We start from the raw sequence: 17142 nt of genomic DNA, 5'->3' as shown, positions 1-17142 counted from the left end.
AGGCCCGGTCGGAGGCCGGTCGGTGCGACGGGTGCCTGTCGGTGCGAGGGATGCCTGTCGGTGCGAGGTGAGAGGCTGTAGCCCTCATGGCAACGGACGTCCTCGACCGGTTCTCCCCAGCCACTGCCGAGTGGTTCAGGGGCTCGTTCAAGGCGCCCACCGCCGCCCAGGCGGGCGCCTGGGACGCGATCAGCTCCGGCCACCACGCCCTGGTCGTGGCCCCGACCGGATCCGGCAAGACCCTGTCGGCCTTCCTGTGGGCACTCGACCGGCTCGCGGCCGAGCCCCCACCGGCCGAGAAGATCAAGCGCTGCCGCGTCCTCTACGTCTCCCCCATGAAGGCACTCGCCGTCGACGTCGAGCGCAACCTGCGCTCCCCACTCGTCGGGATCGGGCACGCGGCAACCCGTCTGGGGCTCACGCCGCCGGACATCACGGTGTCGGTGCGGTCCGGCGACACCCCTGCCTCCGAACGACGAGCCTTCGCACGCACCCCCACCGACGTGCTCATCACGACCCCCGAGTCGCTGTTCCTCATCCTCACCTCGGCGGCTCGGGAGGCGCTGGCCGGCGTCGAGACCGTCATCCTCGACGAGGTGCACGCCGTGGCCGGCACCAAGCGGGGCGCCCACCTCGCGCTGTCCCTCGAGCGCCTCGACGCCCTGCTGGACAAGCCGGTCCAGCGCATCGGCCTGTCCGCCACGGTCGAGCCCGTGGCCGAGGTGGCGCGCTACCTCGCGGGAGGCCGGCCGGTCGAGATCGTGCGCCCGCCGTCCACCAAGGAGTGGGACCTCGAGGTCGTGGTGCCGATCGCCGACATGTCGGCACTCGGCGAGGTCATCGAGGACGACCTGTCCGGACCCGCGTCGGGAGCCGAGCGCCGTGCCTCCATCTGGCCGCACGTCGAGGAACGCATCGTCGACCTCATCGCCTCCCACCGGTCGACCCTGGTCTTCGCCAACTCCCGTCGCCTCGCCGAACGGCTCACGGCGCGGCTCAACGAGATCTGGGACGACCGCCTCGAGACGATGCGACAGGCGCGAGGCGACGAGCCGGGCGAGCCGGCCACGCGGCATACCGGCAACCGCACCCCGGCCCAGCTGATGGCGCAGTCAGGGGCGTCGTCCGGCGCTCCCGCGGTGCTGGCGCGCGCCCACCACGGCTCGGTGAGCAAGGAACACCGCCAGCTCATCGAGGAGGACCTCAAGGCCGGGCGGCTGCCCGCGGTGGTCGCGACCAGCTCGCTCGAGCTGGGCATCGACATGGGCGCGGTCGACCTGGTCATCCAGGTCGAGTCACCCCCGTCGGTGGCCTCGGGGCTGCAGCGGGTCGGGCGGGCCGGTCACCAGGTCGGAGCGGTGTCGAGGGGCGTGTTGTTCCCCAAGTTCCGTGGCGACCTGGTCCAGACCGCCGTCGTCGTCGAGCGCATGAGGGCCGGCGCGATCGAGTCGTTGCGCGTCCCCGCCAACCCGGTCGACGTGCTCGCCCAGCAGATCGTGGCGATGTGCGCCCTCGACGAGTGGTCCGTCGACGAGCTGGAGTCGGTGGTCCGCAAGGCGACGCCGTTCGCCTCGCTGCCGCGATCGATCCTCGAGTCGGTGCTCGACATGCTGTCGGGTCGCTATCCCAGTGACGAGTTCGCCGAGCTGCGCCCGCGCATCGTCTGGGACCGCGTGACAGGAGTGCTCACCGGGCGTCCGGGCGCGCAACGGCTCGCCGTCACCTCTGGGGGCACCATCCCCGACCGCGGCCTGTATGCCGTGTTCCTCGCTTCCAGCGAGGGCGCCGGGCGCAGGGTGGGTGAGCTCGACGAGGAGATGGTCTACGAGTCGCGGGTCGGCGACGTGTTCACCCTCGGCACCTCGACGTGGCGGATCGAGGACATCACCCACGACCAGGTGCTGGTCACACCGGCGCCAGGGCTTCCCGGGCGGCTTCCGTTCTGGAAGGGCGACCAGCAGGGGCGGCCTGCCGAGCTGGGGCGCGCCGTCGGGGCCTTCGTCCGCGAGGTGGTCGGGCTCGCGCCCGCCAAGGCCCGGGCCAGGGTGACCGCCGCAGGGCTCGACGAGTGGGCAGCGGACAACCTGCTCCGCTACCTCGCCGAGCAGCAGGAGGCGACCCGTCACGTCCCCGACGACCGCACGATCGTGGTCGAGCGGTTCCGCGACGAGATCGGTGACTGGCGGGTGGCGGTCCATTCGCCCTTCGGTGGCCAGGTGCACGCACCCTGGGCCCTGTGCGTCTCGGCTCGGATGCGAGAGCGCTACGGCGTCGACGTGCAGGCGATGCACGGCGACGACGGGATCGTGTTCCGGCTGCCCGACCTCGAGTTCGAGGACGACGGCGGCTCGGGCCGCGGGGTCGGTGCCGAGCTCCTGGAGCTGGTCCGCCTGGAGGCCGACGACGTCCACGACCTCGTCACGTCCGAGATCGGCGGGTCGGCACTGTTCGCCGCCCGGTTCCGGGAGTGCGCGTCCCGTGCCCTGCTGCTGCCGCGTCGGCGCCCCGATCGTCGCCAACCCCTGTGGCAGCAACGGCAGCGGGCGGCGCAGCTGCTCGAGGTCGCCAGCCAGTACGCGTCGTTCCCGATCGTCCTGGAGACGGTCCGTGAGTGCGTCCAGGACGTGTTCGACGTGCCCGGCCTGACTGCCCTGATGCGCTCGATCGAGTCTCGCGAGGTCACCCTCGTCGACGTCGAGTCGGCCCAGCCGTCGCCCTTCGCCCGGTCCCTGATGTTCGGCTACGTCGCCCAGTTCCTCTACGAGGGAGACTCCCCGCTGGCCGAGAAGCGAGCCGCCGCCCTCGCGCTCGACCCGACCCTGCTGGCCGAGCTGCTCGGCCGAGGCGAGGGCCTGTCCCTGCGTGACCTGCTGGATCCTGCCCAGGTCACCCGCACCGAGTCCGAGCTGCAGCGGCTGGTCCCCGAGCGGGCCTGCCGCGACGCCGAGGACGTGGCCGACCTGCTGCGCGTCCTGGGGCCGCTCCCCCTCGACGAGATCGTCCGCAGGTCGCAGGAGTCCTTGGCACGCAACGAGATCGGTGCGTGGTTGGTCGACCTCGAGGGGGCGCGACGGCTGATCCGCGTGCGCATCGCCGGTCAGGAGCGCTGGGCCGCGATCGAGGACGCCGGGCGCCTGCGTGACGCCCTGGGCAGCTCGTTGCCGGTCGGCGTACCGCAGACGTTCCTCGAGTCCGTGCCCGATCCGCTGGTAGACCTGGTCCGCCGCTATGCCCGCACCCACGGCCCCTTCCCTGCCGCGGCCGTGGCCGCCTGGTGGGGCATCGGTCCCGCTGTAGCCCTCGATGCGCTGCGACGACTCGTCTCCTCCGGTCGCGTCGTCGAGGGCGAGCTGCTCCCCACCGAGAACGGTGGTGGGCTGCACGGCCTCGACTACTGCGATGCCGAGGTGCTCCGCCTGCTTCGACGTCGCTCCCTGGCCGCCCTGCGCGCCGAGGTCGAGCCCGTCCCCGCCGTCGAGCTGGCCAGGTTCCTCCCCCAGTGGCAGTCGGTGGGTGGAGGCCTGCGCGGTCGCGAGGGCCTGGTCCGCGCCGTCGAGCAGCTGGCGGGAGCCGTGCTCCCGGCCAGTGCCGTGGAGAGCCTGGTCTTGCCCAGCCGCATCGTGGACTACTCCCCCGCACTGCTCGACGACCTCACGAGCAGCGGCGAGGTCCTCTGGCGCGGCCACGGGTCACTGCCCGGCGACGACGGCTGGGTGTCGTTGCACCTCGCCGACACCGCCCACCTGACCCTGGCGCCGCCTGCTGAGCGCACGCCCAGCGACGGGGAGCAGGCGGTGGTCGACGCCCTCGCGGGCGGCGGGGCCTACTTCTTCCGCCCCCTGGCCGACGCCGTGGGCAGCACCGACGACGAGTCCCTGCTCGCCGACCTGTGGGCTCTTGCCTGGGACGGCAGGGTCAGCAACGACACCCTCACCCCCCTGCGGGCCCTGCTCGCCGGCGGCCGCACCAGCCACAAGCGCAGCCGTCCCGGCCCACGCACCACGAGGTATGCCGGACGGCGGGGCTCGCTCGGCGCTCTCTCGGGCCAGCGTGAGCTGGGTCGTCCCACGGTGCCGACCCGCAGTGGGCCGCCGGCTGGGGCCGGACGCTGGTCGCTGCTGCCCGAGGTCGAGCTGGACTCAACGGTGCGGGCCTACGCGACGGCCGAGGTCCTCCTCGACCGCTACGGCGTGGTCACCCGTGGCTCGGTGGTCGCCGAGGACGTTCCCGGCGGGTTCGCCGGCGTCTACCGCGTGTTGGCCGCTGCCGAGGAGTCGGGGCGAGTCCGCCGCGGCTACTTCGTCGAGTCGCTGGGCGCCTCCCAGTTCTCCACCACCGGCTCCGTCGACCGGCTCCGCGCGGGCGCGCGACCGGTGGGCGACGATGCCGACCGAGCCGTCCCGGCGATGGTGCTCGCAGCCACCGACCCGGCGAATGCCTACGGGGCGGCACTGCCGTGGCCGGACCGTGCAACCGGTCCGGACGGCACCAGTGCCGACACGGGTGGCGACGGCTCAGGCGCCGGCGCCTCGGTGGCTGCCGTCCCAGGCATCGCGTCAGGAGGGAAGACCCCCACCTCCAAACGGGGCCATCAGCCGGCCCGCAAGGCAGGAGCCTTGGTGGTCCTGGTCGACGGCGAGCTGGTCCTCTACGTCGAACGTGGGGGCAAGACGCTCCTGTCGTGGACGGACGACGAGCAGTCGCTCCAGGGCGCAGCCGATGCCCTCGCCCTCGCCGTCCGCGAGGGTGCGCTGGGCAGGCTCACGGTCGAGAAGGCCGACGGCGGCGCTGTGCTGGGGTCTGCCCACCCACTCGCAGCCGCTCTGGCCAAAGCAGGCTTCCACGCCACCCCGCGCGGCCTGCGACTGCGGCGGTGAGGTCCACGGCCGCTGCCGGCGGGGACCGTCGTGCCTGAGGGCGACACCGTCTGGCGCACCGCCCAGCGACTGGACAAGGCCCTCGCGGGCGCTGTGGTCGTGCTGAGCGACCTACGCTTCCCCGAGGTGGCCACGGCCGACCTCCGCGGGTCCACGACCCTCGAGGTCGTCAGTCGTGGCAAGCACCTCCTGCACCGCTTCGACAACGGACTGACCCTGCACTCACACCTGCGCATGGAGGGTCAGTGGCGGGTCGAAGCCCCCGGCGACGCGGCCGGCTGGCTGCGCCGCGACGACCTGCGGGCGGCGGTGGGCACGTCCTCGTGGACCGCCCTGGGGCTGCGGCTCGGGATGCTCGACCTGCTCCCGACCGACCACGAGGCAACGGTGGTGGGCCACCTGGGGCCCGACCTGCTCGGGAGCGACTGGGACCTCGCGCGGGCGCTGGCCAACCTGCGGAGTTCGGACTCCTCGATCGGGGCCGCCCTCCTCGACCAGCGCAACCTCGCCGGCATCGGCACCCTGTGGGCCAGTGAGTCGCTCTTCCTGTCGCGGCTCGGACCGTGGACGCCCGTCGCCGAGCTCGCCGACGCGGATCTGGAGCGAATCGTCGCTCGGGCCCAGCAGCTGCTCGACCAGGCTCGACACCACGCCGTCCAGTCCAGCACCGGAAGCCGTCGCCGCGGAGAGGAGTCCTACGTCCATGCGCGCTCGGGTCGGCCCTGCCGTCGGTGCGGAACGACGGTGCGCGTCGCGATGATCGGGCCGCCGACTCGGGAGCGCACGATGTTCTACTGCCCCGGTTGTCAGGGCGGACTGGCCCCTACCGACGACGGTCGCCCCCAGCGTCCGCTCGGTGCCGCCACGGGACGCGGGACCACTCGGACCACGGGGAAACGTCGCGGCTGACCCGGAGTCCGCCAAGACCTGGGGCACAGCCCCGATCGTGCGTCAGGCGGCAGAGGCGGAAACCATCGCGGCCGCCGGCAGCGGCAGCGACACCGGCGCGGTCAGCGCCTCGGTCTCGGCGACTCGCTCGGAGACCTGACCGAGCACCTCGGACAACGGCAGGTGCAGTGCCCCACAGATCGAGGCGAGCAGCTCTGAGGACGCTTCCTTCTCGCCGCGCTCGACCTCGCTGAGGTAGCCGAGCGACACGGAAGCGGCAGCCGACACTTCGCGCAAGGTGCGTCCCTGCGACTGACGTTGCTCACGGAGCACGTCACCAAGTTCACGACGAAGCAGAATCATGACGCCTCCTTCACTGCTCGACTGCCGGTTGTCAGGGCACCAACGTTACCCCGAGCCCCTGACGCTGCGCGCGCGGGAACGCAGAACACGCGGTACGACGGGATCAACGGTCCACGGCATGAGAATCTTCCGTCCCACCGATCACAGCAGCCCCGGCGGGTCATGGCCGCCCGCGGAGCACCTCGGTCACGAGCGACAGGGCGTGCGCCACCGTCTCCCGTCGGATCGACCGACGGTCGCCGGTCAGCGCCAGCTCCCTGACCGCCACGTCGCCGTCGAACGCCACCGCGACGAACACCGTCCCGACCGCGCGGCCGTCCTGCGGGTCCGGCCCGGCCACCCCGGTGGTGGCGACGCCGACGTCGGACCCGAGCACGCGGCATACGCCGGTGGCCATCTGCCGGGCCACCTCGGCCTGGACAGCACCACCGGTGGCGAGCAGTCCGGCGTCGACGCCGAGGGCCTCGGTCTTGAGCTCGGTCGCATAGGCCACCACGGAGCCCCGCACCACGGCCGAGGCGCCGGGCACGTCGGTCAGCGCCGCGCAGACCAGGCCGCCGGTGAGCGACTCGGCGGTCGCGATGCTGCGCGAGGCCGCAGCCAGAGCCGCCACCACCTCGGAAGCGGTGCTCATCACTGTCGAGCGGCTCGGCGTGCGCGCTTCATCGCCGAGCGCTCGCTGGTCTGCCTCAGGCGCAGTGCCTTGAGCGCGATGTCCAGACCGGTCACGACGGTCACGACGACCGCGAGCCCCAGGACCGCGTCCGCGACGACCGTCCAGACGTCCGCGCCGGCAAAGGACGACAACGGGAGCGTGAACAACAGCAGGCCGAAGAACTGCAGTGCCGTCTTGACCTTGCCGCCGCGACCCGCGGGCATCACGCCGTGGCGGATGACGAAGAACCGCAGCACCGTCACTCCCCACTCGCGCACCAGGACGACGACGGTGACCCACCACGGCAGCTCACCGAGGACGGAGAGCCCCACGAACGCCATACCCATCAGGGTCTTGTCGGCGATCGGGTCGGCGATCTTGCCGAAGTTGGTGATCAGGCCGCGTCGCCGCGCGATGTCGCCGTCCACGCGGTCGGTGAGCGTCGCGAAGGTGAACACGGCCGCGGCCGCCCAGCGCATCCCTGGTCGGTCGCCACCGTCGAACAGCAGCAGCCAGCCGTAGACCGGCACGAGCAGGATCCGGGTGACCGTGAGGGCGTTCGCGATGTTCCAGGAGCTGGGCGGCGGCACGGCCACCGGGGCTGCGGCCGGGTCGGGAGCCGGCGCGGACTCGCTCAGCATGGCGCGGCCAGCAGGTCGATCCCCTCGGTGCCGGTCACGACGGCCCGCACGATGTCGCCCACCGCGACGTCGGGGAACTGAGAGGGATCGAGCATGGTCACGCCGTCGACGTCAGGTCCCTGGTGGGCCGCCCGACCCACGACGGACGTCTCCTCGTCCTCGTCATCCCCCGTGGGGACCGACTCGACGAGCACGTCGACGATCTCACCGATGCGCTCCTCGGCACGCTGGAGGTTGAGCTCCTCGATGAGGGCGGTGAAACGCGAAACCCGTTCTGCGACAACGTCATCGGGCAGCTTGTCGCCGTAGGTCTCGGCCTCGGTGCCGTCCTCGTCCGAGTAGCCGAACACTCCGACGACGTCGAGTCGGGCGGCCACGAGGAAGGCCTCGAGCTCGGCGAGGTCGTCCTCGGTCTCACCGGGGAACCCCACGATGACGTTGCTCCGGATGCCGGCCAGTGGCACGCGGGCGCGGACCTCGTCGAGCAGCCCGAGGAAGGCCTCGCGACCGCCGAACCTCCGCATCGAGCGCAGCAGGCTGGCAGAGGCGTGCTGGAACGAGATGTCGAAGTAGGGCACGACGCCCGGCACCGAGGCCATCGCGTCGAGCAGTGCGGGGCGGATCTCGGCGGGCTGCAGGTAGCTCACCCGCACCCGCTCGATCCCGGGGACCGCCGCGAGGTCGGGCAGGATCTTCTCGAGCAGCCCGATGTCGCCGAGGTCCTTGCCGTAGGACGTGGAGTTCTCGCTGACGAGGAACAGCTCCTTGACTCCGCGCTCCCCCAGCCAGCGCGCCTCGGCGACGATGTCGTGCGGCCGCCGCGACACGAAGGCACCGCGGAACATCGGGATGGCGCAGAACGCACACCGACGGTCGCAGCCGCTGGCGATCTTGAGCGGAGCCCAGGGCCGCCCGTCGAGACGGGCGCGGATCACCCGTGGGCCGGAGGCGGGGACCGGTCCGTCGATGGTGACGTCGACGGGCTCCGTCGAGACCTGCTCGGGCGACGTGGGGTCGGTGGAGATGCCGTGGCCGGGCAGCGCCACGCCGGCGGACCCGTCCTGCCGCTCGACCGGGGACAACGGGAGCAGCCGGCGGCGGTCGGAGGGAACGTGCGAAGCCGGCGCGTGGCCGTCGAGGACGGCCCGCAGGTGGGTCGACATGTCCGCATAGGAGTCGAACCCCAGCACGGCGTCGGCCTCGGGCAGCTCGTCGGCGAGCTGCTGGCCGTAGCGCTCGGCCAGGCATCCGACCGCGACGACCTTCTGGGTCCTGGAGTGTCCCTTGCGCGCCGAGGCCTCGAGGAGCACGTCGATCGAGTCCTTCTTGGCCTGCTCGACGAACCCGCAGGTGTTGACGACGGCGACGTCCGCGTCGTCCGCGTCGTCGACGAGCAACCAGCCCTCCGCAGCCAGACGTCCGGCGAGCTCCTCGGAGTCGACTTCGTTGCGGGTGCACCCCAGGGTGACCAGGGCGACACTGCGCTGGGCGGTGGGAGTGCCCTGTGCCGTTGAACTGTCCAGGGCCGTCGAACTCATGGCCCCACTGTACGGGTGGGTAGCGTGGCGTCATGACCGCGACAACCGATGCGACCACCTCCCGGATCAGCGCGCTGCTCGAGCGCCACCCCGTCATCGACGGGCACAACGACCTCCTGTGGGAGGCGCGCGACCAGGTCGGCTACGACTTCGACCGGCTCGACATCGAGGCGGGGGGCACCCCCACCCACACCGACCTGCCGCGGCTGGCCCAGGGCGGCGTCGGCGGCCAGTTCTGGTCGGTCTTCGTGCCTGCGTCCTTCACGGGGGACGACGCCGTGAGCGCCACGCTGGAGCAGATCGACGCGGGCCACCAGATGGTGGCGAGGTATGCCGGCCAGCTGGCTTTCGCCCGTACGGCTGACGACGTGGCCCGCGCCTGGGAGTCGGGACGGATCGCCTCCCTGCTGGGGGCCGAGGGCGGGCACTCCATCAACAACTCGCTCGCGACCCTGCGCATGCTGCACGTCCTGGGCGTCCGCTACCTCACGCTGACCCACAACAGCAATGTCGACTGGGCCGACTCGGCCACGGATGTGCCAGTGCACCAGGGACTCTCTGCCTTCGGGGTGGAGGTCGTGCGCGAGATGAACCGGATCGGCATGCTCGTCGACCTCAGCCACGTCTCGGCCGACACCATGCGCGACGCGCTGAGGGTGGCCGAGGTGCCTGCCATCTTCAGCCACTCCTCCGCGCGAGCGGTCTGCGACAGCCCACGCAACGCGCCCGACGACGTGCTGGAGTCGTTGCGCGACAACAACGGCGTCTGCATGGTGACCTTCGTGCCGACGTTCGTGAACCCTGAGGCGGCAGCCTGGCGCGAGGAGCTCAATGCCGTGGCCGGAGCACAGGGAGTCACGCCGGCCGACGCGGCCGCGTACACCACGTTCTACGACGAGTACTGCCTCACCCGGCCCACCCCCAAGGCCACATTGGACGACGTCGTCCGCCACGTCGAGCACGTCCGGGACGTGGCGGGAGTCGACCACGTCGGCCTCGGCGGCGACTACGACGGAGTGGCCACGCTGCCCGAGGGTCTCGAGGACGTCACCGGCTACCCCCGGTTGCTGGCTGCCCTGGCCGACCGCGGGTGGTCCGACGACGACCTCGGCAAGCTCACCAGCGGCAACATCCTGCGGGTGATGAGGGACGCCGAGTCAGGGGCGAGGTCGCTGCAGGAGCAGCGTGGCCCGAGCCTGGCCACCATCAAGGACCTCGACGGCGAGCCGACTGACAGCCAGGCCCGCCGCTAGTTGCGCCAGCGGGAGATGGTCAGGCCGACGACGCGGGCGATGATCAGCGCGACGTACATGACGCCGGCCACCTGCTCGATGATCACCACCGACCGCGCGAAGGGCAGCACCGCGGTGACGTCGGAGAGCCCGACGCTGGTGAGGTTGGCGAAGGACAGGTACAGCAGCTCGAGGAAGGTCCGGTGGCCCTCGCCCTGGTAGGCGGTGAACGAGCCCGGATATACCACCTGCACGGCCATGAACAGGTGCGCGAACATCCACGACACCACCGTGAAGTTCGCGCCCACGGCGAAGATCTCGTCGCGGGTCACCCAGGAGTCGTCGAACAGGTAGCGGATCAGGCCGTACCCGGTGTAGCCGTAGAACGCGGCGTGCAGGATCGCGGACCAGAAGACCACCTGGTGGTTCGCCGGGAGGAGCCCTTCGGCGACGGTCARCGCCACGACGGGCACCCCCAGCACGACCGCGACCCACGTCAGCGCAGGTGTCGCCCTGACGGCGTAGACGGCGATCGACAGCACGAGCACGCCGAACACCCCGATGAGCGTGCGCCCGAGGGGCGTGTCCCCGGCAAAGGGGTATGCCAGCACCTCGAGCAGCTGCGCCGCGAGGAGCACCCCACTGGGGTGCCCCTTGACGGCGTTGAACCATTCACGCATGGCGACACCCTATGGGTGTGCGCCGAGGGGTCAGGTTGCGTGCCTCAGTTCGTGACGACCCTCACGCGCAGCGTCCGGGCGGCAACCACGGCCGCCAGACAGGCGGTGACCGCCATGACCAGCGCCATCGGGACGGCTGAGCCCGAACCCATCGCGCCGATGAGCGGGGCGGACACGCCACCGATGACGAACTGCGACGCGCCCAGCAGGGCAGCAGCAGTCCCGGCGGCCTCACCGTGGCGGGTGAGGGCCAACGCGGGGGTGTTGGGCAGGGTGAGCCCGCACGCGAGCAGGAGGAACCAGAGCGAGACGAGGACCATGGCCAGCCCGCCGAGACCGGTGACCGCCGAAGCCAGGAGCAACAGCGCGGCGACCGCACCGATCGACACGCCCGCGCGGACCAGCTGTCGCGGCTGGAAGCGCTTGAGCAGGAAGGGGTTTGCCTGCGACCCGGTGAGGAAGCCCAGCGAGTTCAGGCCGAAGGCCAGCCCGAACTGGGTCACGCTCAGGCCGTAGATGTCCTGCAGCACGAAGGAGGAGCCGCCGATGTACGAGAACAGCGTCGCGAACATCAGGCCACTGATGAGGACGAGCCCGACGAAGGTCCGGTCGCGCAGGAGCATGCCGTAGGTGTTGAGCACCGGACGGAGGGCCAGGGGGCGACGACGCTCGGCCGGAAGCGTCTCGCGCAGCGCGAGGCTGGCCAGCGTCACCAGGAGCACCCCCGCCACGGCGAGGATGACGAAGACGCCGCGCCACGAGGTGAGCTTGAGGATGAAGCCACCCAACGTCGGGGCGAGCACCGGCGCCAGACCCATGACGAGCATCAGGCGGGACAGCATCGTCGCGGCGGCGGACCCGGCGAACAGGTCGCGGACCATCGCCATGGCAACGACCGACACGGCTGCGTTGCCGAGCCCCTGGATCGCACGCCCGACGGTGAGGAGCTCGATGGTCGGGGCGAAGGCACAGAATACCGAGGCCGCGATGTGCAGTGCCAGTCCGGCGATCAACGGCCGGCGCCGACCGATGGCATCGGCGAGCGGGCCGACGAGGAGCTGCCCAAGCCCCATGCCGAGCAGGATGCCGGTCAGCGTGCCCTGCACGGCCGACTCCGATGCCGCGAGGTCGCGGGTGATGGAGGGCAGCGCGGGGAGGTAGGTGTCGATGGTCAGCGGACCGATCGCGATCAGCGCGCCGAGCACGAGGACGAAGCGAACGTAGGAACGGCCCGTCGGGGCGGTCTGGACACCAGTGGTGGGATGCGGTGACGGCGTGCCCGTGGAGGTCGCGGTCGACGTCGGGGCGGTCGAAGCCTGGGCGGTCGAAGTCGGGGCGGTCGAAGTCGGGGCGGTCGAAGTCTGGGCGGTCGAAGTCGGGGCTGTCGGAGTCGGGGCGGTGGCGTCAGTCAGGGTCTCGGGGGCGGCAGTCACCTCTGCGCAACGACGAAGGGCACGGGATCTATTTCATCCCGCGCCCTTCGATCTCAGGTGATGTCGCCCACGCCGTGGTCAGTCCCTGCCGGTGAGCTCCCAGGCGTCGAGCGACTCCTCGACTTCCTCCCGACCGGCCAGGCCTCTCGCGACCGGGTCGTTGTCGTAGCGCGAGTCGGGCGCGTAGCCAGGCGTGTAGCCGGCGCCGGGCAGGACGACCTCGTCGGTGCGCTCGACCCCGGCGTCGGCCGGAGCGGCCTGTCCGTCGAACACCGGCTCCATCTCGGGCACCTCGTCCCCACGCATCAGGGCCAAGGTCATCGGCAGGTCGTCGAGCTTGATCAGCACGTCGCGCGCCTTCGAGCCCTCGGACGGACCCACCACCCCACGGGACTCCAACAGGTCCATCAGTCGCCCGGCCTTGGCGAACCCGACGCGCAGCTTGCGCTGGAGCATCGAGGTCGAGCCGAACTGGGTCGTCACGACGAGCTCGGTCGCCTGGAGGAGCAGCTCGAGGTCGTCGCCGATGTCGTCCTCGACCTGCTTCTTGGCCGCGACCACGGTCACGTCCTCGCGGTAGCTGGGCTTGAGCTGTGCGGTCACGTGCTTGACGACCTGCTGGATCTCGGACTCGGTGACCCACGCCCCCTGCACGCGCATGGTCTTGGACGAACCCATGGGCAGGAACAGCGCGTCGCCCTGACCGATCAGCTTCTCGGCACCGGGCTGGTCGAGCACGACGCGGCTGTCCGCCAGCGAGGACGTCGCGAACGCCATCCGCGACGGCACGTTGGCCTTGATCAGGCCGGTGACGACGTCGACCGACGGCCGCTGGGTGGCCAGCACGAGGTGGATGCCGGCGGCCCGCGCCAGCTGGGTGATCCGGACGATCGACTCCTCGACGTCCCGCGGGGCGACCATCATCAGGTCGGCGAGCTCGTCGACGATGACCAGCAGGTAGGGGTAGGGGTGGATGACCCGCTCCGACCCCGCCAGCGGCTTGACCTTGCCCGCCTTGACCGCCTTGTTGAAGTCGTCGATGTGCTTGAACCCGAACTGCGCGAGGTCGTCGTAGCGGGTGTCCATCTCGCGCACCACCCAGGCGAGCGCCTCGGCAGCCTTCTTGGGGTTCGTGATGATCGGCGTGATGAGGTGCGGGATCCCCTCGTATGCCGTGAGCTCCACCCGCTTGGGGTCGACCAGGACCATGCGCACCTCGTCGGGCGTGGCCCGCATCAGGATCGAGGTGATCATCGAGTTGACGAAGCTGGACTTGCCCGCGCCGGTGGCGCCGGCGACGAGGAGGTGCGGCATCTTGGCGAGGTTGGCGATGACGTAGCCGCCCTCGACGTCCTTGCCGACCCCCATCACCATCGGGTGCTCGTTGCCCCGCGCCGCCTGGCTGCGGAGCACGTCGCCGAGGCTGACCTTCTCGCGGTCGGCGTTCGGGATCTCGATCCCGATCGCGGACTTGCCCGGGATCGGCGAGAGGATGCGGACGTCGGCGGAGGCCACGGCATACGCGATGTTCTTGGAGAGCGCGGTGACGCGCTCGACCTTGGTGCCACGGCCGAGCTCGACTTCGTAGCGGGTGACCGTCGGTCCACGGCTGAAGCCGGTGACCTGGGCATCGATGTCGAACTGCTCGAGCACCTGGCTGAGCGACTCGACCACGCGGTCGTTGGCGGCGCTGCGGGTCTTGTGCGGTGAGCCGGGTTCGAGGATCGCGTTGTCGGGCAACGTGTAGGTGATGTCGCCCGCCAGGGCGAGCTGCTCGACGCGCTGTGGCAACGGGGTCGTCGGCGGCGCCTCGAGCGCGGCCTTGACCTCGATCGCCGGGCCCCTGACGGGAGAGGCGGGTTCGGCGGCCGCCGAAGGGGCCAGCACGCCGGGCGAGGTCGGGCGCTTCTCGCCCGGGCGGAACCGCCGACCGTCGGGTGCCACGAGGGCGGCCTGCTCGAATGCCTCGTCCCCCTCGAGCGGACCGTCCGGGTCGATCACGCGGCGACGACGCTTCGGCTTGTCCTCGCCCGCATCGGTGAGCGCATCGGTCCCGGGGTCGTCGGCTCCGCGGTGGAGCAGGTGGTCGCGCAGCTCGGCGAGTCGGGTCGGGACCATGTGGACCGGGGTCGCGGTCATGACCAGGAGGCCGAAGAAGCCGAGCATCAACAGGATCGGCACCGTGCCGTAGACCGACACCGCCGCCTCCAGCGGGCTGGAGGCGAGGAAGCCGATGATGCCACCGCCGTCGCGCATCCCGTCGGCGCCCCGCGGCGGAGTGGGGACTCCGGCAGCGACGTGCGCCAGGCCCGAGGCAGCGAAGGCGAGTGCGCCGAGACCGACGCCGATGCGTGAGTTGGCCGAGTCGTCCTGCGGTGCCCGCAGGAAACGGATGCCGAGGAAGAGCAGGGCGAGCGGCACGGCATACGCCACACGCCCGAAGGTGCCGGCCACGATCGCGTGGATCACGTCGCCGATCGCTCCCTCGAAGGCCCACCACTCGCGGGCGGCCACGACGATCGACAGCCCGATGAGGGCGAAGCCGACCCCGTCGCGGCGGTGCTCGGGCTCGAGCTCGCGGGCGCTGCTGCCGACCCTGCGCACGGCTCCACCGGCCACGTGTGCCATGCCCATCCAGGTCCCCCGGACGGCGCGCAGGGGCAGCGGCAGTCCGCCCCCGCTGGCCTTGCCACGGGCTGGGGACTTGCGAGGCGCGCTGCTCTTGCGGTTGGCGGGGCGTGTTGCGGTGCCCCGGCCCCCGGATGAGCGCGCCCCTGCTGTTGATCGCGTGGGTGTGGACGGACGTGTCGCCATGGTCCGCAGGCTACGCGAAGGTCACACCGGACACACGCGTCACACGCGTTCCACGGGCAGGCAATGTGCACGTCCGGGCCTCGACCGAACGGCCGATTTGCCGTCCCCGATCGGGCACGAAGGCCCGGCAGCCCTTACCAGCGCGCACGCCCGGTGGGACGCTGGGCCTTGCGTCTGGCGGGGCCTGTGCCGACGACCAGAGATGGTCGTCGGCACAGGCGCGCACCCAGGGGGAAAAGGTCGCGCGGGGACGGCGGTGCCGACCCACCCCGCCAGACCGCTTGGCAGCACGCCGCCCAGCCCGGACCGCCGCCATCTCAGATCGCGGGAACCCCGCCCACCTGCTGGATCACGCTGGGTGGGTGCCGCTACCCTCGACGACAGGTCATGAGTGTCAGCGCGAAGCCCCGGCTTGCTGACCAGCAACCCTCCTCCGCGGTGGGGTGCTCCGGGTGACGACCGGGCCGACTGCACCCGCAGTCGGCAAGCGCGGACTCGGGAGCTCTCTCGGGTCCCACCCGGACCAGGAGCTCTACCCATGTCGATCGCGAGCACTCCGCCACCCGCCTTCCGTCGCAGCGCGCCCCTCGCACACGCCCGCACCCAGAGCCACCTGCGTCCCGTTCCCGACCCGGGATCGCTGGGCGAGGTCGGCCCGCTGCCCGCGGTCGTGTCCGAGTCGCTGCTCGTGCCGACGGTCGACGGCGCCGTCGACTACGCCAACTTCGACCACGCGGCGTCCACACCCGCGCTGGTCAGCGTCAAGAAGGCCGTCGACACGGCGTTGCGCACCTACTCGTCGGTCCACCGGGGCAACGGCTGGGCCTCCCGGGTGACCTCCGCCTGGTACGAGCAGGCGCGGGCCGAGGTGCGGGCGTTCGTCGGTGCACGCGAAGGCGACGAGGTCGTCTTCACCCGCAACAGCACCGACTCGTTCAACCTCCTGGCCCGCTGTCTGCCGCGTCACACGCAGGTGTTCGTCTTCGAGTCCGAGCACCACGCCGCGCTGCTGCCCTGGCCGAGGAACCGGACCCATCGGCTTCCGGTCCCCGGCAGCGTCAGCGATGCGAGGGCACTGCTGAGCACCGCACTCCGCGACCACCCTGGCAGGAACCGCCTCGTCGTGCTGGCCGGCGCCTCCAACGTCACCGGTGAGATCTGGCCGGTCCGCGAGCTGGCCGCGATCGCCCGCAAGGCCGGCGCGCGGGTGGTCCTCGATGCCGCGCAGTACGCTCCGCACCGCCCGGTGGACCTCGACGACCTCGGCGTCGACTACGCCGTGCTGTCGGGCCACAAGCTGTACGCGCCGTTCGGCACGGGAGTCCTGGCGGGTCGGGCCGACTGGCTCGACGCTGCGGCGCCCTACCTCGCCGGTGGCGGCGCCACGAAGTCGGTGACCGAGCGCGGCGTCGTGTGGCAGCAGGGGGCTGCACGCCACGAGGGCGGCAGTCCCAACGTCATCGGCGCCATCGCCCTGGCGGCCGCGTGCCACGCCCTGCGCGCGCACTCCGACGCCGTCGAGGAGCACGAGCACACCCTGGGCGCGCGCCTGCTGGAGGGCCTTGCCGCCATCGACGGTGTGCAGACCTACTCGCTCTTCAGCCCCGACCACGAGCGCGTGGCGGTGGCGACCTTCACGATCGACGGCGTCGACTCGTCACTGGTGTCGGCCGCCCTGTCGGCCGAACACGGCATCGGGGTCCGGGATGGCAAGTTCTGCGCGCACCTGTGCGTCGACGCCCTGCTCGACGACCCGTATGCCGTGGGCTCCACGACCGCCGTCCGCGCCAGCGTCGGCCTGGCCACGACCGCGGAGCACGTCGAGCGGCTGCTCTCCGCCGTGGCCGAGCTCGCCGAGCACGGACCGCGCGCCGAGTACGTCGACGGTCCGCAGGGCTGGTCGCCKGTCGGCGACCCGCGCGCGCTCGACCTCGCCCGCCCCTGGTAGCCAGCAACCTTTGCTAGCAAAGGTTGCTCGTTGAGGGACAGGTTGCACCCTGTCCGTCAACGAGGAACTTGTG

General features: G+C 71.5%; 11 protein-coding genes and 1 riboswitch. Of the genes, 4 read left to right on the top strand and 7 right to left on the bottom strand.

Annotated elements, in window-relative coordinates; genetic code table 11:
* Positions 1-86: 86 nt before the first annotated feature.
* Positions 87-4877 carry an ATP-dependent helicase gene (locus AC1DVZ_RS13590; protein ID WP_477618732.1) on the top strand — a complete coding sequence of 1597 codons (4791 nt, stop codon included), beginning with the start codon at positions 87-89 and terminating at the stop codon, positions 4875-4877.
* Positions 4878-4907: 30 nt separating this feature from the next.
* Complete coding sequence (locus AC1DVZ_RS13585; protein ID WP_477618731.1) at positions 4908-5786, top strand: Fpg/Nei family DNA glycosylase; 879 nt, start codon at positions 4908-4910, stop codon at positions 5784-5786.
* A gap of 42 nt (positions 5787-5828) precedes the next feature.
* Here the strand turns inward: AC1DVZ_RS13585 and AC1DVZ_RS13580 are convergent, their stop codons facing one another.
* The 4 genes from AC1DVZ_RS13580 to rimO all read right to left on the bottom strand — a co-directional run bounded on the left by AC1DVZ_RS13580 (position 5829) and on the right by rimO (position 8962).
* Positions 5829-6128, bottom strand: coding sequence for a helix-turn-helix domain-containing protein (locus AC1DVZ_RS13580; RefSeq protein WP_477618730.1), 300 nt, complete (start codon positions 6126-6128; stop codon positions 5829-5831).
* A 160-nt stretch (positions 6129-6288) separates the two neighbouring features.
* Positions 6289-6762 (bottom strand): CinA family protein, encoded by a 474-nt coding sequence (locus tag AC1DVZ_RS13575; RefSeq protein ID WP_477618729.1) that lies wholly within the window; start codon positions 6760-6762, stop codon positions 6289-6291.
* The gene (locus tag AC1DVZ_RS13570) at positions 6762-7424 is read right to left on the bottom strand and encodes a CDP-alcohol phosphatidyltransferase family protein (RefSeq protein WP_477618728.1); all 663 of its coding nucleotides are present in this window, start codon (positions 7422-7424) and stop codon (positions 6762-6764) included. Before AC1DVZ_RS13570 ends, AC1DVZ_RS13575 begins: the two co-directional genes overlap by 1 nt.
* Entirely contained in the window at positions 7418-8962 is a 1545-nt protein-coding gene (rimO, locus tag AC1DVZ_RS13565; RefSeq protein WP_477618727.1) for a 30S ribosomal protein S12 methylthiotransferase RimO, read from the bottom strand. Before rimO ends, AC1DVZ_RS13570 begins: the two co-directional genes overlap by 7 nt.
* A 32-nt stretch (positions 8963-8994) precedes the next feature.
* On the opposite strand from rimO, the gene AC1DVZ_RS13560 reads away from it, so the two are divergent.
* Entirely contained in the window at positions 8995-10215 is a 1221-nt protein-coding gene (locus AC1DVZ_RS13560) for a dipeptidase (protein ID WP_477618726.1), read from the top strand.
* Here AC1DVZ_RS13560 and AC1DVZ_RS13555 read toward each other — a convergent pair.
* The 3 genes from AC1DVZ_RS13555 to AC1DVZ_RS13545 form a co-directional block, all read right to left on the bottom strand.
* On the bottom strand, positions 10212-10874 hold the full coding sequence (locus AC1DVZ_RS13555) for an ion channel (protein ID WP_477618725.1): 663 nt from the start codon (positions 10872-10874) through the stop codon (positions 10212-10214). The genes AC1DVZ_RS13560 and AC1DVZ_RS13555 overlap by 4 nt on opposite strands.
* A gap of 44 nt (positions 10875-10918) precedes the next feature.
* Positions 10919-12307: a multidrug effflux MFS transporter gene (locus AC1DVZ_RS13550; RefSeq protein ID WP_477618724.1), complete on the bottom strand. Its 1389-nt coding sequence runs from the start codon at positions 12305-12307 to the stop codon at positions 10919-10921.
* Positions 12308-12385: 78 nt separating this feature from the next.
* Positions 12386-14941 (bottom strand): FtsK/SpoIIIE family DNA translocase, encoded by a 2556-nt coding sequence (locus AC1DVZ_RS13545; RefSeq protein ID WP_477618759.1) that lies wholly within the window; start codon positions 14939-14941, stop codon positions 12386-12388.
* Positions 14942-15504: 563 nt separating this feature from the next.
* A riboswitch (SAM riboswitch) is annotated at positions 15505-15617 on the top strand.
* Between the two features lie 42 nt (positions 15618-15659).
* Between AC1DVZ_RS13545 and AC1DVZ_RS13540 the strand changes: the two genes are divergently transcribed.
* On the top strand, positions 15660-17069 hold the full coding sequence (locus AC1DVZ_RS13540) for an aminotransferase class V-fold PLP-dependent enzyme (RefSeq protein ID WP_477618723.1): 1410 nt from the start codon (positions 15660-15662) through the stop codon (positions 17067-17069).
* Positions 17070-17142 lie beyond the last annotated feature (73 nt).

The organism is Pedococcus sp. P2_E5, from assembly GCF_056403895.1.
The sequence above is the reverse complement of the archived record's forward strand: the minus strand, read 5'-3'. Positions and strand labels throughout refer to the sequence as shown.